16 protein-coding genes are annotated in these 17,771 nt (G+C 60.9%); 6 read left to right on the forward strand and 10 right to left on the reverse strand.

The features are described from left to right. Together QM649_RS18595 and QM649_RS18600 are read left to right on the forward strand one after the other, a co-directional pair. On the forward strand, positions 1-2,018 hold a 2,018-nt coding region (locus tag QM649_RS18595; RefSeq protein ID WP_415200574.1), incomplete at its 5' end, for an FtsX-like permease family protein. Between the two features lie 11 nt (positions 2,019-2,029). Continuing rightward, positions 2,030-4,669, forward strand: a complete 2,640-nt coding sequence (locus QM649_RS18600; RefSeq protein ID WP_415200575.1) for an ADOP family duplicated permease — start codon at positions 2,030-2,032, stop codon at positions 4,667-4,669. An 8-nt stretch (positions 4,670-4,677) separates the two neighbouring features. Here the strand turns inward: QM649_RS18600 and QM649_RS18605 are convergent, their stop codons facing one another. Next, positions 4,678-5,277, reverse strand: a complete 600-nt coding sequence (locus tag QM649_RS18605; protein WP_415200576.1) for a hypothetical protein — start codon at positions 5,275-5,277, stop codon at positions 4,678-4,680. 337 nt (positions 5,278-5,614) lie between these two features. On the opposite strand from QM649_RS18605, the gene mqnE reads away from it, so the two are divergent. Next, positions 5,615-6,799 carry an aminofutalosine synthase MqnE gene (gene mqnE / locus QM649_RS18610; RefSeq protein WP_415200577.1) on the forward strand — a complete coding sequence of 395 codons (1,185 nt, stop codon included), beginning with the start codon at positions 5,615-5,617 and terminating at the stop codon, positions 6,797-6,799. 134 nt (positions 6,800-6,933) lie between these two features. Here mqnE and opgC read toward each other — a convergent pair whose 3' ends face one another. The 6 genes from opgC to QM649_RS18640 all read right to left on the reverse strand — a co-directional run bounded on the left by opgC (position 6,934) and on the right by QM649_RS18640 (position 14,941). Continuing rightward, positions 6,934-8,139 (reverse strand): OpgC domain-containing protein, encoded by a 1,206-nt coding sequence (gene opgC / locus QM649_RS18615; protein ID WP_415200578.1) that lies wholly within the window; start codon positions 8,137-8,139, stop codon positions 6,934-6,936. A gap of 113 nt (positions 8,140-8,252) precedes the next feature. After that, the gene (locus QM649_RS18620; RefSeq protein WP_415200579.1) at positions 8,253-9,431 is read right to left on the reverse strand and encodes an acyl-CoA dehydrogenase family protein; all 1,179 of its coding nucleotides are present in this window, start codon (positions 9,429-9,431) and stop codon (positions 8,253-8,255) included. A gap of 98 nt (positions 9,432-9,529) precedes the next feature. Continuing rightward, entirely contained in the window at positions 9,530-10,669 is a 1,140-nt protein-coding gene (locus QM649_RS18625) for an acyltransferase family protein (RefSeq protein ID WP_415200580.1), read from the reverse strand. Positions 10,670-10,810: 141 nt separating this feature from the next. Beyond that, a complete protein-coding gene (locus QM649_RS18630) occupies positions 10,811-12,667 on the reverse strand; it encodes an LVIVD repeat-containing protein (protein ID WP_415200581.1) in 1,857 nt (618 codons plus the stop codon). Then, positions 12,664-13,392, reverse strand: coding sequence for a DUF305 domain-containing protein (locus QM649_RS18635; RefSeq protein WP_415200582.1), 729 nt, complete (start codon positions 13,390-13,392; stop codon positions 12,664-12,666). Before QM649_RS18635 ends, QM649_RS18630 begins: the two co-directional genes overlap by 4 nt. A 100-nt stretch (positions 13,393-13,492) precedes the next feature. After that, the gene (locus QM649_RS18640; RefSeq protein WP_415200583.1) at positions 13,493-14,941 is read right to left on the reverse strand and encodes a family 43 glycosylhydrolase; all 1,449 of its coding nucleotides are present in this window, start codon (positions 14,939-14,941) and stop codon (positions 13,493-13,495) included. On the opposite strand from QM649_RS18640, the gene QM649_RS18645 reads away from it, so the two are divergent. Beyond that, a complete protein-coding gene (locus tag QM649_RS18645) occupies positions 14,934-15,140 on the forward strand; it encodes a hypothetical protein (protein ID WP_415200584.1) in 207 nt (68 codons plus the stop codon). The genes QM649_RS18640 and QM649_RS18645 overlap by 8 nt on opposite strands. 9 nt (positions 15,141-15,149) lie before the next feature. Here the strand turns inward: QM649_RS18645 and QM649_RS18650 are convergent, their stop codons facing one another. Continuing rightward, entirely contained in the window at positions 15,150-15,998 is an 849-nt protein-coding gene (locus tag QM649_RS18650; protein ID WP_415200585.1) for an ABC transporter ATP-binding protein, read from the reverse strand. A 2-nt stretch (positions 15,999-16,000) separates the two neighbouring features. Further along, entirely contained in the window at positions 16,001-16,780 is a 780-nt protein-coding gene (locus QM649_RS18655) for an MlaE family ABC transporter permease (protein ID WP_415200586.1), read from the reverse strand. A gap of 133 nt (positions 16,781-16,913) precedes the next feature. Here QM649_RS18655 and QM649_RS18660 point away from each other — a divergent pair, with 133 nt between their 5' ends. Both QM649_RS18660 and QM649_RS18665 read left to right on the forward strand, forming a co-directional pair. Then, positions 16,914-17,174, forward strand: a complete 261-nt coding sequence (locus QM649_RS18660) for a DUF4160 domain-containing protein (protein ID WP_415200587.1) — start codon at positions 16,914-16,916, stop codon at positions 17,172-17,174. Beyond that, positions 17,158-17,442: a DUF2442 domain-containing protein gene (locus tag QM649_RS18665; protein ID WP_415200588.1), complete on the forward strand. Its 285-nt coding sequence runs from the start codon at positions 17,158-17,160 to the stop codon at positions 17,440-17,442. Before QM649_RS18660 ends, QM649_RS18665 begins: the two co-directional genes overlap by 17 nt. 4 nt (positions 17,443-17,446) lie before the next feature. On the opposite strand, the gene QM649_RS18670 is transcribed toward QM649_RS18665, so the two are convergent. Continuing rightward, positions 17,447-17,771, reverse strand: a 325-nt coding sequence (locus QM649_RS18670; protein ID WP_415200589.1) for a helix-turn-helix domain-containing protein, incomplete at its 5' end; no start/stop codon positions are given.

Here is a 17,771-nt window from a genome sequence, read left to right on the forward strand (position 1 = left end):
TTGGCTCTACCGTACGCATGCAAGGGCAGCCCGTTACGATCATCGGTATTGCGCCGCCTGCCTTTTATGGCGGCCGCGCCAGCGCCACTCCGCCAGCCTTCTGGCTGCCGCTTTCCTCTGAGCCGCTGCTGCGCCAGGCGAGCTCGGTTCTGCACCAGCCGATCGCCTGCTGGCTTTACGTCATCGGGCGCATCCCGGAGGGCGTCTCGCAGCCGGCACTGGCGCAGAAGATCTCGGCCAACCTGCGTGCGTGGCTGATGAGCCAGGACGAATACCGCGTACACGGATTTACCGCGAAGATTGCGAAAGTACACGTTGTGCTCGCGCCAGGCGGGTCGGGCATCCGGAAGCTGCAGCAGGAAACGGGTAGCCAGCTGCGGCTGCTCCAGAGCATCAGTGCGCTGCTGCTGCTTGTCGCCTGTGCCAATGTTGCGAACCTCATGCTGGGGCGTGGGCTGCGGCGCAGGATCGAAATCTCTGTGCGCATGGCGCTCGGTTCCGCGCGAATGCGGCTGGTGCGGCAGATGCTTACCGAGAGCATTGTGCTTGGCGGGGTGGGAGGTATTGCGGGCATCACGCTTGCGTACCTCGGCACGCGGATGATCGTGGCTCTGGCGTTTCCCGAAGCGCTGCATAGCTCCTTTTCTGCGACGCCCTCTCTTCCAGTTCTGAGTTTCGCCTGCGCGCTCGCGATCTTTACCGGCATTGCTTTCGGTATTCTGCCAGCCTGGCTGGCCTCCAATCAGGACCCCGCGCTGGCTTTGCGCGGCGCAGGGAGGGCTGTATCCAGCGGGAGCGTGTTGCCGCAGCGGATGCTTCTTGTTTTTCAGATTGCCTTCTCCCTCGTTCTGCTGGTCGCTGCTCTCATGCTCACACGCAGTCTTGCGAACAGTGAGAGCGAAGACATTGGTATTCATGCCGATCACCGTTACGTATTGAGCCTCGATCCCGCATCGGCCGGATATGCTCCGGACCGGCTCGATGCTTTGCATCGCACGCTTGAGACGCGATTGCAGGCTCTGCCGGGCGTGCGTTCCGTGGGCCTTGCAATGTACAGTCCGCTCGATGGCGGCATATGGGTCGACGGCGTATCGCTCCCCGAGCGCCCCAGCCTTGGGGACAACGAAGATAATGATGTGTTGCTCGATCGCGTGAGCCCTCACTTCCTCGCCGCGGTCGGTCAACCGGTTGTGCTTGGCCGCGGCATCGAGGCGAGCGACACTGCGAGCACGCCACTCATCGCCGTGGTGAACCAGGCATTTGTGCGTAAATACCTGCCACGCGGCAATCCCATTGGGCGGCGTTTCGGCCTCTATGAGCATGAAGATGTGGGTGCTTACGAGGTTGTAGGCGTGGTGGCGGATGCGAAGTACACCGATGCGCAATCGCCGGCGCAGCCCATGGCCTTTGAGCCGCTGGCGCAGTGGCAGCGGCAATTGCAGGATCCGATCTTCATCAACCTCGAGACGCAGACCCATTTCATCGGTGCTGTGGTGCTGCAGTATGACGGGCCGCCAGCGGCAATCGAGCCTGCTGTGCGTGCGACGCTTGCCGGCATCGATCCCAATCTCGCGGTCATTCAGTTCCGGACGCTTTCCGCGCAACTCTCTGCCAACTTCTCGCAGGAGCGTTTGGTGGCGCGGCTTGCATCACTCTTTGCGCTACTGGCTCTGGTGCTCACGGGAGTTGGGCTCTACGGTATTACCTCGTACCAGGCGGCCCAACGCACGCGCGAGATCGGTCTGCGCATGGCCTTCGGCGCGGGATGGCGCAGGATCGTCGTTGCGCTTACCGCAAGCGCGCTGCGCGATCTGGGCGTAGGTCTCGTCGTGGGTATTCCCGCGGCTCTACTGGCGGCGCGGCTCGTGCAGAGCGAGCTATATCACGTGAGTCCATTTGATCCGGCGAGTCTTGTGTCTGCAGTGGCCATCCTCTCTCTTGCTGCGCTTGTAGCAGGCGTGATTCCTGCCTGCCGTGCGGCGTTCCTCGATCCCATGCAGGCTCTTCGTTCGGAATAGGAGTTTTCCCGATGCGTATTCTCCATTCTCTGTTTCGCCGTCGCCGCTATGACGATCTTGCTGTCTCGATCCGTGAGCATCTTGAGGAGAAAGTAGACGAATTAATGGAGGAAGGTCTCTCGCGTGAAGAGGCAGAGCGTGCCGCTCGCCGTTCCTTCGGGAATGTGGCGCTTCTCGAAGAGAGGAGCCGCGAGGCGTGGCAATGGCCCACTGCGGAGAGCCTGCTCGCGGATGTCCGCTTTACGTTACGCCAGCTTGCCGGTGCGCCCGGATTTACGCTCGCATGTCTGCTGACCCTTGCGCTTGGCATCGGTGGTAACGTTGCGGTCTTCAGCCTGCTGGATGCGGTGCTCTTTCATCCGCTGCCGTATCGGGATCCGGGAAAAATCATGTTCGTCACCGAGACGCTGCCTGCGATGAGCCTCGACGAGGTGGGTGTCTCGGTGCAGGAGTCGCAGGACTACATCGCCCGCAGCCATTCCTTCGAGGCGATGGGTACGTACGACAGTGATGGCGCCAACCTCACGGGCGATGGCGAGCCATTGCGCGTCAAGCTTGCGAAAGTCTCGTCCTCGATTTTTCCACTGCTTGGTGTCTCACCTGCGCTGGGGCGCGCTTTTACGCACGATGAGGACCAGGCTGGACACAGCCATGTTGCCATCCTTTCGTGGCGTTTGTGGCAGAGCAAGTATCACGGCGATCGCGCCATCCTGGGCAGGACGATCCAGCTCGATGAGAAGCCGGTGCAGGTGATCGGCGTGATGCCGCCTTCGTTCCGCTTTCCCTTTGATGGACAGCCTGTCTCGGAGATGGCGGACCTGTGGCTGCCGTATGTGCCTCGGGCTGCCGACCTGAAGCCGGAAAATCGCACGATGGAGTTTGGTGTCGGCCTGGTGGGACGATTGCGTCCTGGCGTCACCGGGCAGCAGGCGGGCGTCGAGATCGCGCAGATCTGCGAGGCCTTCGAGAAGGAGCACGCCGACATCTACAACGGTTCCCTGCGTCTGCAGACCAGCACCCGGCCCTTTGCCGCTTACTCGATGCAGAAGGCGCGTCCGCTCGCATTGCTGCTGATGGCCGCTGTGGTCTGCGTGTTGCTGATTGCGTGTGCGAATGTCGCGAACCTGCTGCTTGCCCGTGCGGGGAATCGCACGCGGGAGATGGCGATTCGCGCGGCGATCGGAGCAGGACGTGTTCGCCTGCTTCGCCAGTGCCTGGTGGAGAGCCTCGTGCTTTCCATGGGAGGAGCGACCGCTGGCATCGCGCTTGCGGAGATGTTGCTGTTTGCGCTGCGCCGCTGGGGGCCGTCTTCCGTGCCGCGGCTTCACGATGTGTCGCTGCACGGACCGGTGTTGCTCTTTGCGCTAGGGATCACGCTCGTGGCTGCTGTGCTCTTCGGACTCGTGCCTGCGTGGAAGCTCGCACACACCGCGCCGCAGGCCGCGCTCAGGGATACGACGCAGATCGGCGGTACGCGAGGCAGCCAAAGACTGCTGCACGCGATTGCCATCTCAGAAATTGCGCTGGCCATCACACTGCTGATCGCCGGAGGTCTGCTGATCCGCAGCTTCGAACGCCTGATTGCCGCGCCCTTTGGATTTCATCCGGAAGGCGTCACCGTGGTACGAAGCTTCTTCGACCTGGCTCGTTATCCTGACTCGGACCATCGCGTGCAATCGGAGATGGAAGTGCTCGATCGGCTCTCGCATGTGCCGGGCGTTGTCAGCGCCTCAGTGGCCAGCAACCTGCCGCTGAGCGATCGCCGTCAGATCGGCATTCATGTCCTAGGTGCGCCGCCGGATGAACTGCAATGGGCGGAGAACGCGGTGGTCACGCCCGGCTACTTCCGCACCATGGGGATTTCTCTGCTGCGCGGGAGAAATTTCACGGAGCACGACGAGAGTCCTTCCACGCCGGTGGCGATCGTCAGCGAAACCTTCGCACGCCAGCTCTTTCCGGGACGTGCTCCTATCGGTCGGCGTTTTGAGTGGTGGGGGCCGGCGCCGTTTACGATCATCGGTATTGTCGCGGATGTGCATGTCACGGCTCTCGACGCCGATCCTCCACCGATGGCGTACATGTCGCTTCGCCAGGAGCCGCATGGAGCTGGCGGACGTGCGGTATTCCTACTGCAAGCTGCAGATGGTCGTGCTCCGGACCTGGCTGCGATCCGGCAGGCAGTCTGGTCGGTGGATCGCGAACTGCCGCTCTATAGCGTGACCACACTTTCTGCATTGGTGGAAGAATCGCTGGCACAGCGCCGCTTTACGCTACAGGTGCTGACGGCATTTGCGATTTCAGCCACGTCGCTGGCAGCGATCGGCCTGTTCGGTGTGCTGTCGTATCTGGTGGAGCAGCGCAGCAGGGAATTCGGTGTGCGCATGGCACTCGGTGCGGATCGTGGACGCATTCTTACGCTCATTGCGCGGCGTGGGCTTCTGCTTGGTGCAGCCGGCTCATCGCTCGGTCTGCTACTGGCCTTTGTTGCTACCAGCCTGCTGCGCGGAAGCCTGTACCACGTCAGCCGCTTCGATCCGCTGACCTACATTGCGGTGCCGTTGCTGCTCATGATGGTCTCGCTCGCGGCCGTGCTCATCCCCGCACGCCGCGCTGCGGCGGTCGACCCGATGCAGGCGCTTCGCTCGGAGTGAGTCTGCGGTTAACGGGAAGCGGGTGCCGGGGGCTGCGCGGGTGCGGATGCAGGCGCGGGCTTTGCGGGAGTTGGCTGCAATTCCGGCAGCGCATCGAGCGTGGCACGCTTCTGCGGTGTCATAACACCGGAGCTGCGCCAAAGCACGTGCCCCTCCTTGTCTACCAACAGCGCGACGATTTCGTTTTCATTCGGAATTTGCAGGGAATGCCGGAAGTCGTCCTTGTTCACGTAGATCGGCACGATCCAATGCCAGGTCTCGGGGTCGGTCTCGTCGCTGCGCAGCGACGAGTTGTCCCACCATCGAAAGACAAAGTTTTCCCGCGCGGCGACCGGCAGACGGTACCAGCGGAAGGCGAAATTCGTGTGCTGCAGCGCTTCAGCCGCGGGGTACCAGGTCTCCACATCCTTCTGCTGCTCGGGCTCAAAGGAGACCAGCAGGAGGTTCAGCCTACCTTCGAGGCCGGTGGGCAGCTGCACACGCGCCTTATCCAGGCTAAAGGAGACGACATCCGGAAAAACCGCCGGTTTTGCCGCGTGGTCGGTCTGTGCGGCCATGGCGCAGGGCAGCAGGGTCAGGCAGAGGACATATTGGGCGGCAGATCGCATGCGGAAAATCAATCAGTTCTCTCGTCGAGACGTACCTTGGCTGTTTGGCTTCTCAGCGTTGGCCTCTCAGCTCTTTGACGCATACTATCAGTCGTCCTGTGGCACGTGGGAGGGAAGTAAGAGCCAATGCCCGCAGGAAAGTCGGCGTGGACTGGAAGTCAGTATGGCAGATCCGTTTTTGCAGGCCCACTTTTGCAGACTTGCTCACAGACTTACTCGCCGTCTTATTCTTGGATACGTTCCGGGGGGCCGAAAGGTTCCCGCGCCGAAATGGGGCCTTCGTGGCGCGGAGGTGGCCCCGGGGCTGTTGCAGTATCATCAAAGGTGAGGGTTATCGATGAGCGAAGCACACGCCGGGAAGCAATTCGGAGAGCAGTTCGGAACTACGTCCGCCGCCCAGACGCGGCCCTTCCGTACGAGTGATCCTCGCCTCGAGCCCATCGCCCGCAAGGTGATGGCCGGTGAGCGGCTCAACTTCGATGATGGCGTCGTTCTCTACGGCTCGCCCGATATTTTTGCCGTGGGCTGGCTGGCGAACAGCGTTCGCGAGAAGCTGCACGGCGACCTGACGTACTTCAACGTCAACCGCCACATCAATCCGACGAATGTCTGCGTGGCAAACTGCCGCCTTTGCGCCTTTGGCCGCAAGAAGGGAACCGACGGCTCCTACACAATGGATCTGGAGCAGGCGTGGGCTGCGGCTGCGTCCGGCTACAGCGAGGCGGTCACGGAGTTCCACATCGTCGGCGGCCTGCATCCGGATCTTCCGCTGGAGTTTTTCCTCGATCTGATCGCAGGTCTTAAGGAGCGTTTCCCGCAGGTGCACATCAAGGCCTTCACCATGGTGGAGATTGCCTTCCTGGCCAAGCGCGCGAAGCTTTCGATTCCCGAGACGATCGAGCGCATGAAGGCTGCGGGTCTCGACTCCTGCCCTGGTGGCGGCGCTGAAATCTTTGCCGACCGCGTCCGTCACATCATCTGCGATCACAAGATCGACGGCAGCGAATGGCTCGACACCGCGCGCATGGTGCACCAGGCCGGCCTCAAGTCCAATGCGACGATGCTCTACGGCCACATCGAGAACGATGAGGATCGCGTCGACCACCTGCTGAAGCTGCGCGCCGTGCAGGACGATACCGGCGGCTTCCAGACGTTCATCCCGCTGGCCTTCCATCCCGACAATACGCCGCTCGATCACCTGCCGCGCACGACCGGCATGACCGACCTGCGGCAGATTGCGGTGGGTCGCCTGCTGCTGGATAACTTCCCGCACATCAAGGCTTACTGGCAGATGATGACACCGCAGATCGCGCAGATTGCGCTGCGTTTTGGCGCGGATGACGTTGACGGTACGGTCATCGAAGAGAAAATTTATCACGATGCCGGCGCGACTACACCGCAGGGCATGCGCCGCCAGGATCTGATGAGGCTCATCACCGAAGCGGGTCGTGTGCCTGTGGAGCGTGACACGCTCTATCGCAATGTGACGCGCACGGAAGACTCATTCACTGTTGCGGTCTAGTTCAGAGTTCATCAAGAGCAAAGCCCCAGCTGATGCTGGGGCTTTTAATTTAAGGGCAGGCTAAGTTTTACTCTCCTACCCAAGCGAAGCTTGGATGGGCACCCTTTTCCTCGTTGCGAGACAGGCTGCTCCGATTACGGCTGCTGTTCGGCGCAGGCCATGGCTTGCGCTGCTGGAGGCGCAATGGTTGGTTTTGACTCCTGCTCGACGCTGCGGCGTTTTGATTCACGATCCCGGCGCTTTTTGCGAACCTCATTGGACGCAACCCAGATCAGTGCCGCGAAGGTTGCCGCAATCAGCGTGATCGCGGTGAGGCCGTGCAGCTGTTCGACCTCGCCGTATAGCAGGGTAAGCCCGACAAAGACGAAAAACAGGTGCGCGCAAAAGACCTGCAACGAGGCTTTGCCCAGGGTCAGAAACGGCTCGATGGATACCGCTCGCACCACGTACCGGCGCAGCCAGTAGAAGACCAGCGTGAAGCAGATCAGGTTTACGACGCGCAGCCAGCCGATCTGCCACTTGTCGAGAGAAATACCGAGCGCCTGCGCAGTGAGATGCGGTCCCAGCCAGCTGTGCCGCACACCGATAAAGAAGACACATACTGCCGCAGCTACGCCGATGCCCCAGCCCGGCACGCGCTTCAGTGGCATGTGGCCTGTTGCCGATTTCGCGCCGAGATAGAGGCCGGCAATCCACACCGCCTGCCATGCGAAAAGGTTGAAAGCTCCGGTCTCCTGCAGCGGAATCCTGAGGTGCGTAATGGCGACGATCGCGTTGTGGACATGGTCGCGCAGGCCGAATTGCGCGAGCAGCCAGATCAACCCGCTTGCGGCGAGAATCTTTCGCCATCCCCATCGCACCGAGGCCGAAAGCAGCAGCGGCGTGAAGAACAGAAAGGTTACGTACATCGGCAGGATGTCGAGCAGCGGCGGGCAGTAAATGAGCAGTACCGAGCCGACAATTGCCTCGACCGGATGCGCGAGGTAGAAGTCCAGAAGGTTCGTGAGCGCTGCCTTATGCGTGTGAACCGCGAGCGCCGCCGCAATGGTGAAGGCGAAGGCCAGCATCAGCAGGTGGTAGCCGTAGATCTTCAGAGACCGTTTCCATAGCTTGGCGCGTACACCCTGCGCGTTGGAGATCAGGTCGCGGATATAGAGACGCCCCACCAGCAGCGCTGAGAGGAACACGAAGCCCTCGGCGGAAGACACGTATCCGATGGGTTGGTTCACGAAATCGGCGAAGCGCGTGGGCAGATGCGTCAGCGTCATCCAGACGAGAAACAATCCACGCAGCGCGTCGAGTTCCGGACGCCGCTCGAGCTTGGGCAGATGCAAAGACATAGCAGCCTGTCTTCATGATTAGACGCGGCCGGGGCTACCGGGTTGCGCCGACCGCAATGGATTCAGGCAACCCTTATCGGAAAGAATGTCGAGGATGCGAACAATCGGTGCGTCTAAAAGGCTGCGATACCAGTCACGCTCTGCCCGAGAATGAGCGTGTGGATATCGTGAGTGCCCTCGTAGGTCTTCACGGATTCGAGATTCATCATGTGCCGCATGATCGGATAGTCATCGGTGATGCCGGCACCGCCGAGGATGTCCCGTGCCATGCGTGCGCACTCCACGGCCATCCACACATTGTTCCGCTTCGCCATGGAGATGTGCTGGTGCTCCACCTTGCTGGCGTCTTTCATGCGTCCCACCTGCAGCGAGAGCAGTTGCGCCTTGGTGATTTCGGTGATCATCCATGCCAGCTTTTCCTGCACGAGCTGGTGGCTGGCAATAGGCGCATCGTGAAACTGCTTGCGTTCGAGCGAATATTGCAGCGCTGTGTCATAGCAGGACATGGCTGCGCCGATCACACCCCAGCCAATGCCGTAGCGCGCCTGGTTCAGGCACATAAAAGGTGACTTCAGGCCACCGGAGCCTGGCAGAAGGTTCTCGGCTGGCACACGGACATCCTGCAGCGAGAGGCCGGAAGTCACCGACGCGCGCAGCGACCACTTTCCATGGACATCGTGGGCCTTGAAGCCGGGACGGTTGGTCTCGACGAGGAAGCCGCGCACGCGGTCGTCTTCATTCGAGACTTTTGCCCAGATGACTGCGACATCGGCAATGGAGCCGGACGTGATCCACATCTTCTCGCCGTTGAGGATGTAGCTGTCGCCGTCCCTGACTGCGCGCGTGCGCATGCCTCCGGGATTCGATCCGAAGTCCGGCTCCGTGAGCCCGAAGCAGCCGAGTGCCTCGCCTGTCGCCAACCGCGGCAGCCAGCGTTCCTTCTGCTCGTCCGAGCCGAAGGTATAGATCGGATACATCACCAGGGCTGACTGCACGCTGACGAAGCTGCGCAGGCCGGAATCGCCGCGCTCCAGCTCCTGCATCACCAGGCCATACGCCACGTTCGACATGCCGGCGCATCCGTAGCCGTGGAGGTTTGCGCCGAAGAGACCGAGTGCGCCCATCTGCGGCACGATCTCACGCGGAAAACGTCCTTCGCGGTTGCAAACTTCAATGATGGGGATCAGCTGGTCTTCGATGAAATCGCGCGTGGCCTCCCGCGCCATGCGCTCATCGTCGTTCAGCAGGGCATCGAAACCGATAAAGTCCACGCCCTTGAATGGAAAAGCCATAAGAAAACGCTCCGGTGACTCGCAATGAGACCAGCAAGCCTACCAGAGCGTCAAAACGGCGGGCAAAGTGCCCGCCGTCTGTAAAAGCTCTGCCGCTTTTAGCGCCGTGCCAGCACCCGGCGGCTTAGCCATGCACGCACCGGCTCGTCGTAGAGTTTCAGGCAGGCATAGGCGATGCTCACAGCGGTGATCAGCAGCGCCGCGCCCCACGCCCATCCCTGCGCCGGCGTTACGCCGCCTTTCGCCACCCAGTTCGTGTAGATGTAGATCAGCGGATAGTGCGTGATGTAGAGCGGGTAGGAGAGCTCGCCGAGGAACCTGCATACGCGGCCCGCATCCTCTCCGTCCGCGTGCAGCGCGCCTGCGCCGATAGCCACGATCAAGGGAAAGATGAAGATGATCGAGAGTGAGTCGTAGAGTCCGTTGACCCACAGCGGACCGCCCGCTCTGGGAATTGCCAACACCGCGGCAAGCAGGATACTGCATAGCAAGAATGCGTGCTTCGTATGGATGCGCCATCCCAGCCGCATTAACAGCACGCCCGCGAAGAAGGGATAGAGCAGTCGCGCGAAGCCCACGTGCAGTTCTGTCGGCGTGATGCTCCAGCCGCCGATCACATCGCCCTGCGGGCTTGTCACCGCCATGTGGATGAGGAAGATGGCGGACGCAAAGACGAAAACACTCAGCAACGCTTTCCCGAGGCGGCGCAGCACCGTCGCATAGAGAATATTTGCGATGTACTCGAAGAAGAGCGACCACGCGGGACCATCGAGCGGATGCATCTCCTGCCAGCCGCGGATATCGAGTGACGGCGTGATCGGGATCAGCGTGCATCCGATCAGCATGACCACGAGCATCTTCGCGACGGGGGTGTGTGCAATCGGCGGAAACGCTGGGCCTGCCTGCAGGTAGAAGAGCGCCGCGCCAATGAGGCTGCCCATCACGACCATGGGCTGCAGACGCACCAGGCGTCGTTTGTAGAACTCCCACTGCCCCATCCGCCCCCAGCGATCGTCATACGCATAGGCAACGACAAAGCCCGAGAGCAGGAAGAAGAAGTCCACGGCCAGATAGCCGTGGTTGATGATCTGCTTTGTGTGGTCGCCTTTCGAGAAGGGCTCGAAGGTGTGGAAGGTGACGACAATGAGAGCTGCGACGCCGCGCAGGCCATCGAGCACCTGGTAATGGCTCTTCGCGGCAATCGAGCCGGGAACTGTCTTCGTGGGAGCAGTCTGCATGTTGGTTTATCCGTGAAAAGGAAACACTACATGCGTGGATGTATGGCTGTCGAACCTGTTTGCCATTTGCTGTAGAGCGGGCAAAAGCAAAGGCGGACGCTATATACGCGTCCGCCCTGTACTTCTGCTGTTCAGCAGGGTTTATGACTTGTAGGCCGTAAGGATCTGACTCAACGCCTTCAGCCGGTTCGCATCCGCTGGTGAATTTGTTGCGAGCGGCTTCGCTGCGTCTGCATCCAGCTTTGCGCCGAGTGCATGCAGCTTGTCGAGGTCCTTCTTCTTCGGCTGTGCGCCATCCACCTTGCGGATCGCCGACTCTATCGCCGAGAGCTGCTTCTCCGGCAGCGCCTTTGAGCGTCCAAGCTGATCGACATAGGCACGTGCGGTGACGAGGTTCTGCGGCCACACGATGCGCTGCTGATTCTGCACATTCAGTTCGTTTACCTGTACCTGCCGCGCCGCGTCGATCTCGTTTTGCGTGAGGTACTGGCTTGGCACCAGCTGAAACACGTCGATACCGCGTGCAATCTCCGAGCCGTAGATAAAGCCGTTATACCAGTACACAGACCAGTAGCCGCCGAGCACGCGCTTCGTCGCATCGATGGGGCCGCGATCGAAGTAGCCGATCTCGAACGGATGCTTCGGATCGGTGAAGTCCATGATGGACGCTCCGCCCTGGTACCAGGCTTGGACTTCGATGTCGCGTCCGGGCACCGGGATGAGCGACCCGTTATGTGCCACACAGTTTTCGGTCTCCGTCTGCGCGGCGGGCATCTTGTAATAGCCGGCCTCGGTCAGCGTGCGATCGTGCAATGTATAGATCGCATCTGCGCCCCAGTTCTTCGGGTCGGTCGCGCGGCAGCGCGGCTGGATGCCACCGCCCCATTCATCGGTGTAGACGAGTTTTGAGCCGTCATTGCTGAAGGTGGCTGAATGCCAATAGGCATAGTTCGGATCGCTCACGGCCTCGATGCGCTTCGGATGTTCGGGGTCGGAGATGTCGAGCAGCAGTCCGTTGCCGGAGCATGCGCCCGCGGCGAGTCCGATCGCCGAATACGCGGTGATATCGTGGCAGGCATCGGTCTTCGAGGTCGTCTGCGTGCCGTCACCGTGATTGCCGCCCTTCCACAGGCCGTTCACTGCGCCGGATTGAGCATCAGAAAAGACGCGCGGGCTGGCCACGATTGCGGCCTTCTCCGGATGCGCGAGCGGCACCTTCACCACATCGATGCTGAAGCGCGAGGTCTCTTCATCCTGCTTGCCCGAGCAGCCGGCCAGCTCCTCCGAAGAGCGCACGTAGGAGGTCCCGGAGATGTATAGGTAGATGTCGTCCGGGTCCTTCGGATCGAGCACCAGCGTGTGCGTATGCGAACCTCGGCAGCTCTGGATGGCCGCAACCTGCTTCGGCTGATTTATGTCGCTGATGTCGAAGATGCGCACGCCGCGAAAGCGCGCCGGATCGGCAGCAGGCAGTGGATGCTCCGGCCTCTGGCCCGGCGCAGGAGGCGGCGGCGGAGGCGGAGCGGGGAAGCCCTGTGTGCCGCAGTCCAGCCGGCCATTCGACATTTCGACAGACATGAAGAGCAGCTTGCCGTAGACCGAGACATCGCCCTGACCGCCCGGGCATACGAGCGACGTGAGCAGCGAGATCTTCGAGGGCTGCGAGATGTCGTAGATATTTACGCCGTAGAAATTGCCAAGGAAGAGATGTCCGCCCTGGAAGGCAATGTCAGAGTTCGCATAGTTGATGCTGCCCATGATGGAGCTCGCCGCGCTGGGTGGCGGCTCGAAGGCCGGAGGCTTGGGAAGGCTGGCAAGCCGCTGCAAGCCGAACTGCGCTTCGCCGGCGTCATGCAGGCCCGGCTTTAGGCCGACACGTGGATCCGGACTGGGAGTAGCAGGGCTGGGCGTCGATTGCCCATGTGCGAGGACTGCGCTGAGGGTGACTGCTGCCAATGTCGTGATGCGTGCAAGCCGTCGTGACCGGCCAGGCTTCATTGCGTCTTCTCCTTCGATTGGGTAGCGGGGAAGTGAGTCGCGAGCATCTTTTGCATGATGGCGATCTCCGCTTTTTGCGTGTTGTCTACATCCGTTACAAAGTCGAAAAGCTCGGCGTCCTGCGCCGCGCCCGGGGTGGAGAAGAGCTGATCCACCATGATCAAGGCGCCGCCGTGGTGCTGGATCATTCCGGAAAGGAATAAGCGGTCAAAGTCTTTCCCGCGAGCCGTAGCCAGCTGTTTCATCTGTTCGGGTGTGAGCATGCCGGGCATGGGAGCCATGGTCATCGGATGGTGATGCATCCCCGGCATGTCGGGCATGTTAGCCATTCCCGGCATGCTGTCATCGTCTGACGGCGGCTGGTCATGATCCTTCAGCCACTTCTGCATGGACTGCATCTCGTCGGCCTGCGAGATGCGGATGCGTTCGCCCAGTTCGAGCACATCCTTTTCTTCGCCGTGCGTGCGCAGCAGCTCTGTCATCTCCACGGCCTGCGCATGATGCATGATCATGCCCTGCATGAAGGTGATGTCCGCGGCACTCGGTGTGTGCGGGCTGGTCGCTGTGGTGGCGGGTGAGAGCGCATGTGTCGGTTGCCCGGGAGCTCCGGGTTCAACGACGGAGGGAGTCTGCTGCTGGGCGATCGAGGTGTGCTGCGCAAGACAGGCGCAGGCCGCAAGCGTGGCCGCGCAGATCACCGGTCGCAGCCGCGAAACTGCGTACAATCCCGAGGTTCTCAAGGTGCCTGTATCTAAACATGCGGCAGGGCTGCTTGCAATCGAAGAATGGCGCGGCGCAGAAAGCGGGATGCGCCGCGCCATTCGGCTATGGCTGCGTATCGTGCCGATCGCTCTTGTCGCGAAGCAGCGTCGGCCAGCCGTCGGCGGTCCACTCCAGATAGTTCAGTCCCAGAGAGGGCAGCCCGCTGTTGTCGCCGTCGTAATAGTGATAGATCAGCAGCGAGCCGTTGCGATCCTTCATCACGCTCTGGCCGCCCGGTCCGATGAAGCGTCCATGCGCGCTCAGCAGAACGGTTACGCCGCCTTCAGTCATGGGCAGGCCGCCGCGATCGTAGTAGGGGCCGGTAACGCTCGTCGAGCGTCCTACGCCGATATGGTAGGTGCTGCTCACGCCTTCGCAGCAGGCGTCGAGCGAGGCGAAGAGGTAATAGTAACCGTCATGGTAGTAAATGTAGGAGCCTTCGATGGCATCCAGACTGTTCGATCGATTAGCCAGGTGAATGCAGCTCGCACCGCTGGCCACCTGCCCGGTTTTTGCATCTATCTGGACGATGTAGATGCCGCCATAATACGAGCCGAATACCATCCACGGTGTGCCATCCGTATCGAGAACAAGACCGGGATCGATGGCATTCGATCCTGGGCATGCGGACGAGGTATACACGGCCGCGCCTGAGTCCTTCCAGCTGCCGGGAAGCGACGTCTGGCTCGTCGCCAGCCCAATGGCCGAGGTATCGCTGCCGAAGCTCGACGCCGCATAGTAGAGCCAGTACCTGCCGTTGCGATACGAGGCATCAGGGGCCCATAGATCGCCACTGTCCGCGGTGTATGCGTTGGTCCAGCTCGGCGCTGTCGGCAGCGCTGTACCCGCGTCGTAGAAGTGCTTCATATCCAGTGAGACATGCTGATGGATGGAACTGTGTGTCGCGAAGAGCGAATATCCCCAGAAGGACGGGATCATGGAAGGATCATGCGTGCCCACTGTGTCGGTGGCACTGTATTCGACCTTTACCGACAGAGGCTCCTGATACGCAGGCCCCGCAGGTGTGAGAATCCAGAGGTGATCCGGCGTGCCGTTGTCGACCCATTGCAGCGTGGTCGCGCCCGCCTCGGTCGAGGCTCCGGAGACACCCAGCAGCAGCCCGCTGTTCACGTTCTGCAGCTTGTACTGGCCGCTGCCGGCGCTTACAACGATCCAGAGGTGGTCCGGTGTGCCGTTGTCTGCCCAGTCCAGTGCTGCGGCACCCTCAAGCAGGGAAGCTCCTGAGATGCCGAGAACCTGCCCGGTGTAGAGGTTCACGATGAGGTATTCGCCGTTGCCTTCGGGAACGAACTGCCAGCGGTCGCTTTCGAGCGCACCGTTCGGTTCCTGCACCGCGCCGGTGCCTGCTGTTTGAGCATCACCCGCAATCGCAAGGTTCAGCCCGCTGTTCTCATTTACGAGATGGTAGGAGATTGTGGTGTCCACGGTGACCTGCGCCGCGGCCGTTCCCGCAAGGGTACACGCGCAGGTGAGGAGGAGGATCTTGCACATTCGCATCGAATCACCGCCAGAGTTTTCAGAAAGTGAGACGAGAAAACGTTACCTTGAAGGCGCCGTTTTCGCCCTGGCGCGGCAAGATACTGAGAGCCATGAATGGCTGTCAATGGGATATTTTCTGAATATTTTGCGGCGGATAAAGGACGGAAAATGTTATCTCGCGAGCAAGGATTTCTGCTCTTTCTGTGACTAAAGAGGTCGTCTACGACAGGTAGTTCTTGATGAAGGGATCGTCCGAATGCACTAGGTCAGCGGTGGAGCCGTCGAAGACCAGCTTGCCCTGGTGCAGCATCAGGAAGCTGGTGCTGCTGTCCAATTCTCCCTCGGGCAGCGGCGTCACCGCCTTGGCTTCCGTGTTGAAGCAGTGCGTCGCCAGCATGAAGGCGTCCTGCAGGCGGTGCGTCACCACGATGGAGCTGGTGTGCGAGACATCCCGCTGCTTGATGACCAGCTCGACGATGGTCGTCGAGGTGATCGGATCGAGGCCGCCGGTGGGCGAATCGTAGAGGATGAGATCGGGCTTGGTTACGATGGCCCGCGCGATTGCCACGCGCCGCCGCATACCGCCGGAAAGCTGCGCGGGGAATTTCATCAGCGTGTGCTCGAGCTCGACGAAGCGCAATGCTTCTGTCACGCGCTGATCGATTTCGGCGTCCGGTACGTGCTCTTCCATCAGCCGGAAGCCCACATTGTCGCGCACGGTCATGGAATCGAAGAGCGCGCCTTCCTGGAAGACTGTGCCGATCGACTCGCGCAGGCGGAAGAGATCTTCTTCGCGCATGGCGCTCACTTCAAAACCGAAGACGAAGACGCGGCCAGAGTCGGGCTTATGGAGTCCGTTGGCCAGTTTGAGGAGCACGCTCTTGCCTACGCCCGCAGGTCCCAGCAGGATGCGGGTTTCGCCACGCTTTACGGTAAAGGAAATGTCTTCGAGAACCTGTTTGCCCTCGAAGCCGATGCTGACGTTTTCGAACTGCACGGCCGGCGCATCCGGGTGCGCTTCGAGAATGCTCTTCTGTTCTTCGGCGAGTTCCGCCGCGCGCGTAGCCATGATCAGCGCCCGAACAAGCCGATCATGAATTTGCTGATGAGAAAATCCGAGGCGATGATCAGCACCGAGCTCACGACGACGGCCTGCGTGGTGGAGCGGCCGACGCCTTGCGTGCCACCCTTGGTGTTCATGCCGTAAAAGCAGCCGATGGAGGCGATGATGAAGCCAAAGACCAGAGGCTTTGACAGGCCTTGCGCCACATCCGGGTAGCGGAGAGTCTGGTAGGCCGTGTGGAAGTACTGGGAGGCGTCCTGCCCGAGCAGGAAGATGGCGCATGCCGCGCCGCCCAGCGTGCCCAGCGCGTCCGAGACGATGGTGAGGAAGAACATCATGATGATGGTCGCGACCAGGCGCGGCATCACCAGCTTCTTCAGTGGGTCCGTGCCGAGCGCGCGCATTGCATCGATCTGCTCGGTCACCATCATGGAGCCGAGTTCGCTGGCCATGCCGGAGGCATTGCGTCCGGAGACCATCAGGCTGGTGAGCACGGGGCCCAGTTCCTTGATCATGGACATGGACACGAGCTGTCCGGTGACAGCGGCTGCACCGAACTGCGCCAGGGTCGAGGCCGACTGCAGAGCCAGCACGCCACCCGTGAAAAAGCCGGTCAGGACGACGATGGGCAGCGATCCCACGCCGATGAGGTCCATCTGTGTGACGATATCCGAACCGTAAAACGGGCGCCGGAAGAGATTACTGAGAGCACGCGCCGAGAGCAGCGAATACTGCTGGACAGCGTTTACGCCTCGCTTGGCGGCTTCATCGATCGTGGCGAAGGGCATGGGTAAAAGTCGGGTCCCCTGTATTCGTAGCCGGTTGGCGGATCGTTAATAGGATGCGGATTCGCCCCGCTTCGCTTCTAGTGGGAGACTACCACGATGAAGAAATTCGTAATCTTGTGGACCCTGATGAAGCGTGGCAGATTTCATGACCATGCCGGTTGTCCTGCAGGAGCGAGGATTCCGCTTTTTCTTCTATTCGAACGAGGGTGATCCTCGCGAGCCGGTGCATGTTCATGTAGAGAAGGGTGGCGTGGAAGCCAAGTTCTGGCTGCAGCCTGAAGTCAGGATCGCCTACAATAATGGTTTCAGAGCGCAAACGCTGCGAGAAATCAAGGAACTGGTGTTCTGGCACCGAAAGAGGTTAGAGGAGGCATGGTATGAGTTCTTCTCTTAGTTTCGTTTCACCCAGTCCTACCGCTGTTCGCTTTGATGAGGATGCCATGTGGGTGGAGCTGGCTGATGGCCGCGTGCTCGGAGTGCCGCTAGCGTGGTTTCCTCGGCTGCTCAGTGCAAGCTCCGCACAGCGTGAGAAGGTTCGTCTCAGTAGCCGCGGATTGCATTGGGACGAACTTGACGAAGATATTTCCGTTGCCGGGCTGCTTGCAGGCTTTGGCGATCAGACTGTGCGGGACGCTCGTCCCACGACCGTTCCGACCGCCTAGATTCCTATTCCTTCACCCGCTTCCGGATCTCAATATTCAGGCGCTTGATCTTCTGGTTCAGCGTGGAAAGCGGTACCCGGAACTGCTCTGCCGCCTCGGTCTGGTTCCAGTTGCAGCGCTCCAGCTTGTCCATGATGATGCGGCGTTCGATGTCTTCGAGGATCTCGAAGAGCGAAGCGTCGGCGTTGTGATCCATCACGGTCGAGGAGTAGTTGCGCCCGGTGATTTGCCCGGGGAGCAGGTCCACGCCGACGGTTGCCGAGGAAGAGAGCACTACACCGCGCTCCATGGCATTCTCGAGCTCGCGCACGTTGCCCGGCCACTCGTAG

The organism is Silvibacterium sp. (assembly GCF_047605705.1).
In the GTDB taxonomy this organism is placed as follows: domain Bacteria; phylum Acidobacteriota; class Terriglobia; order Terriglobales; family Acidobacteriaceae; genus Silvibacterium.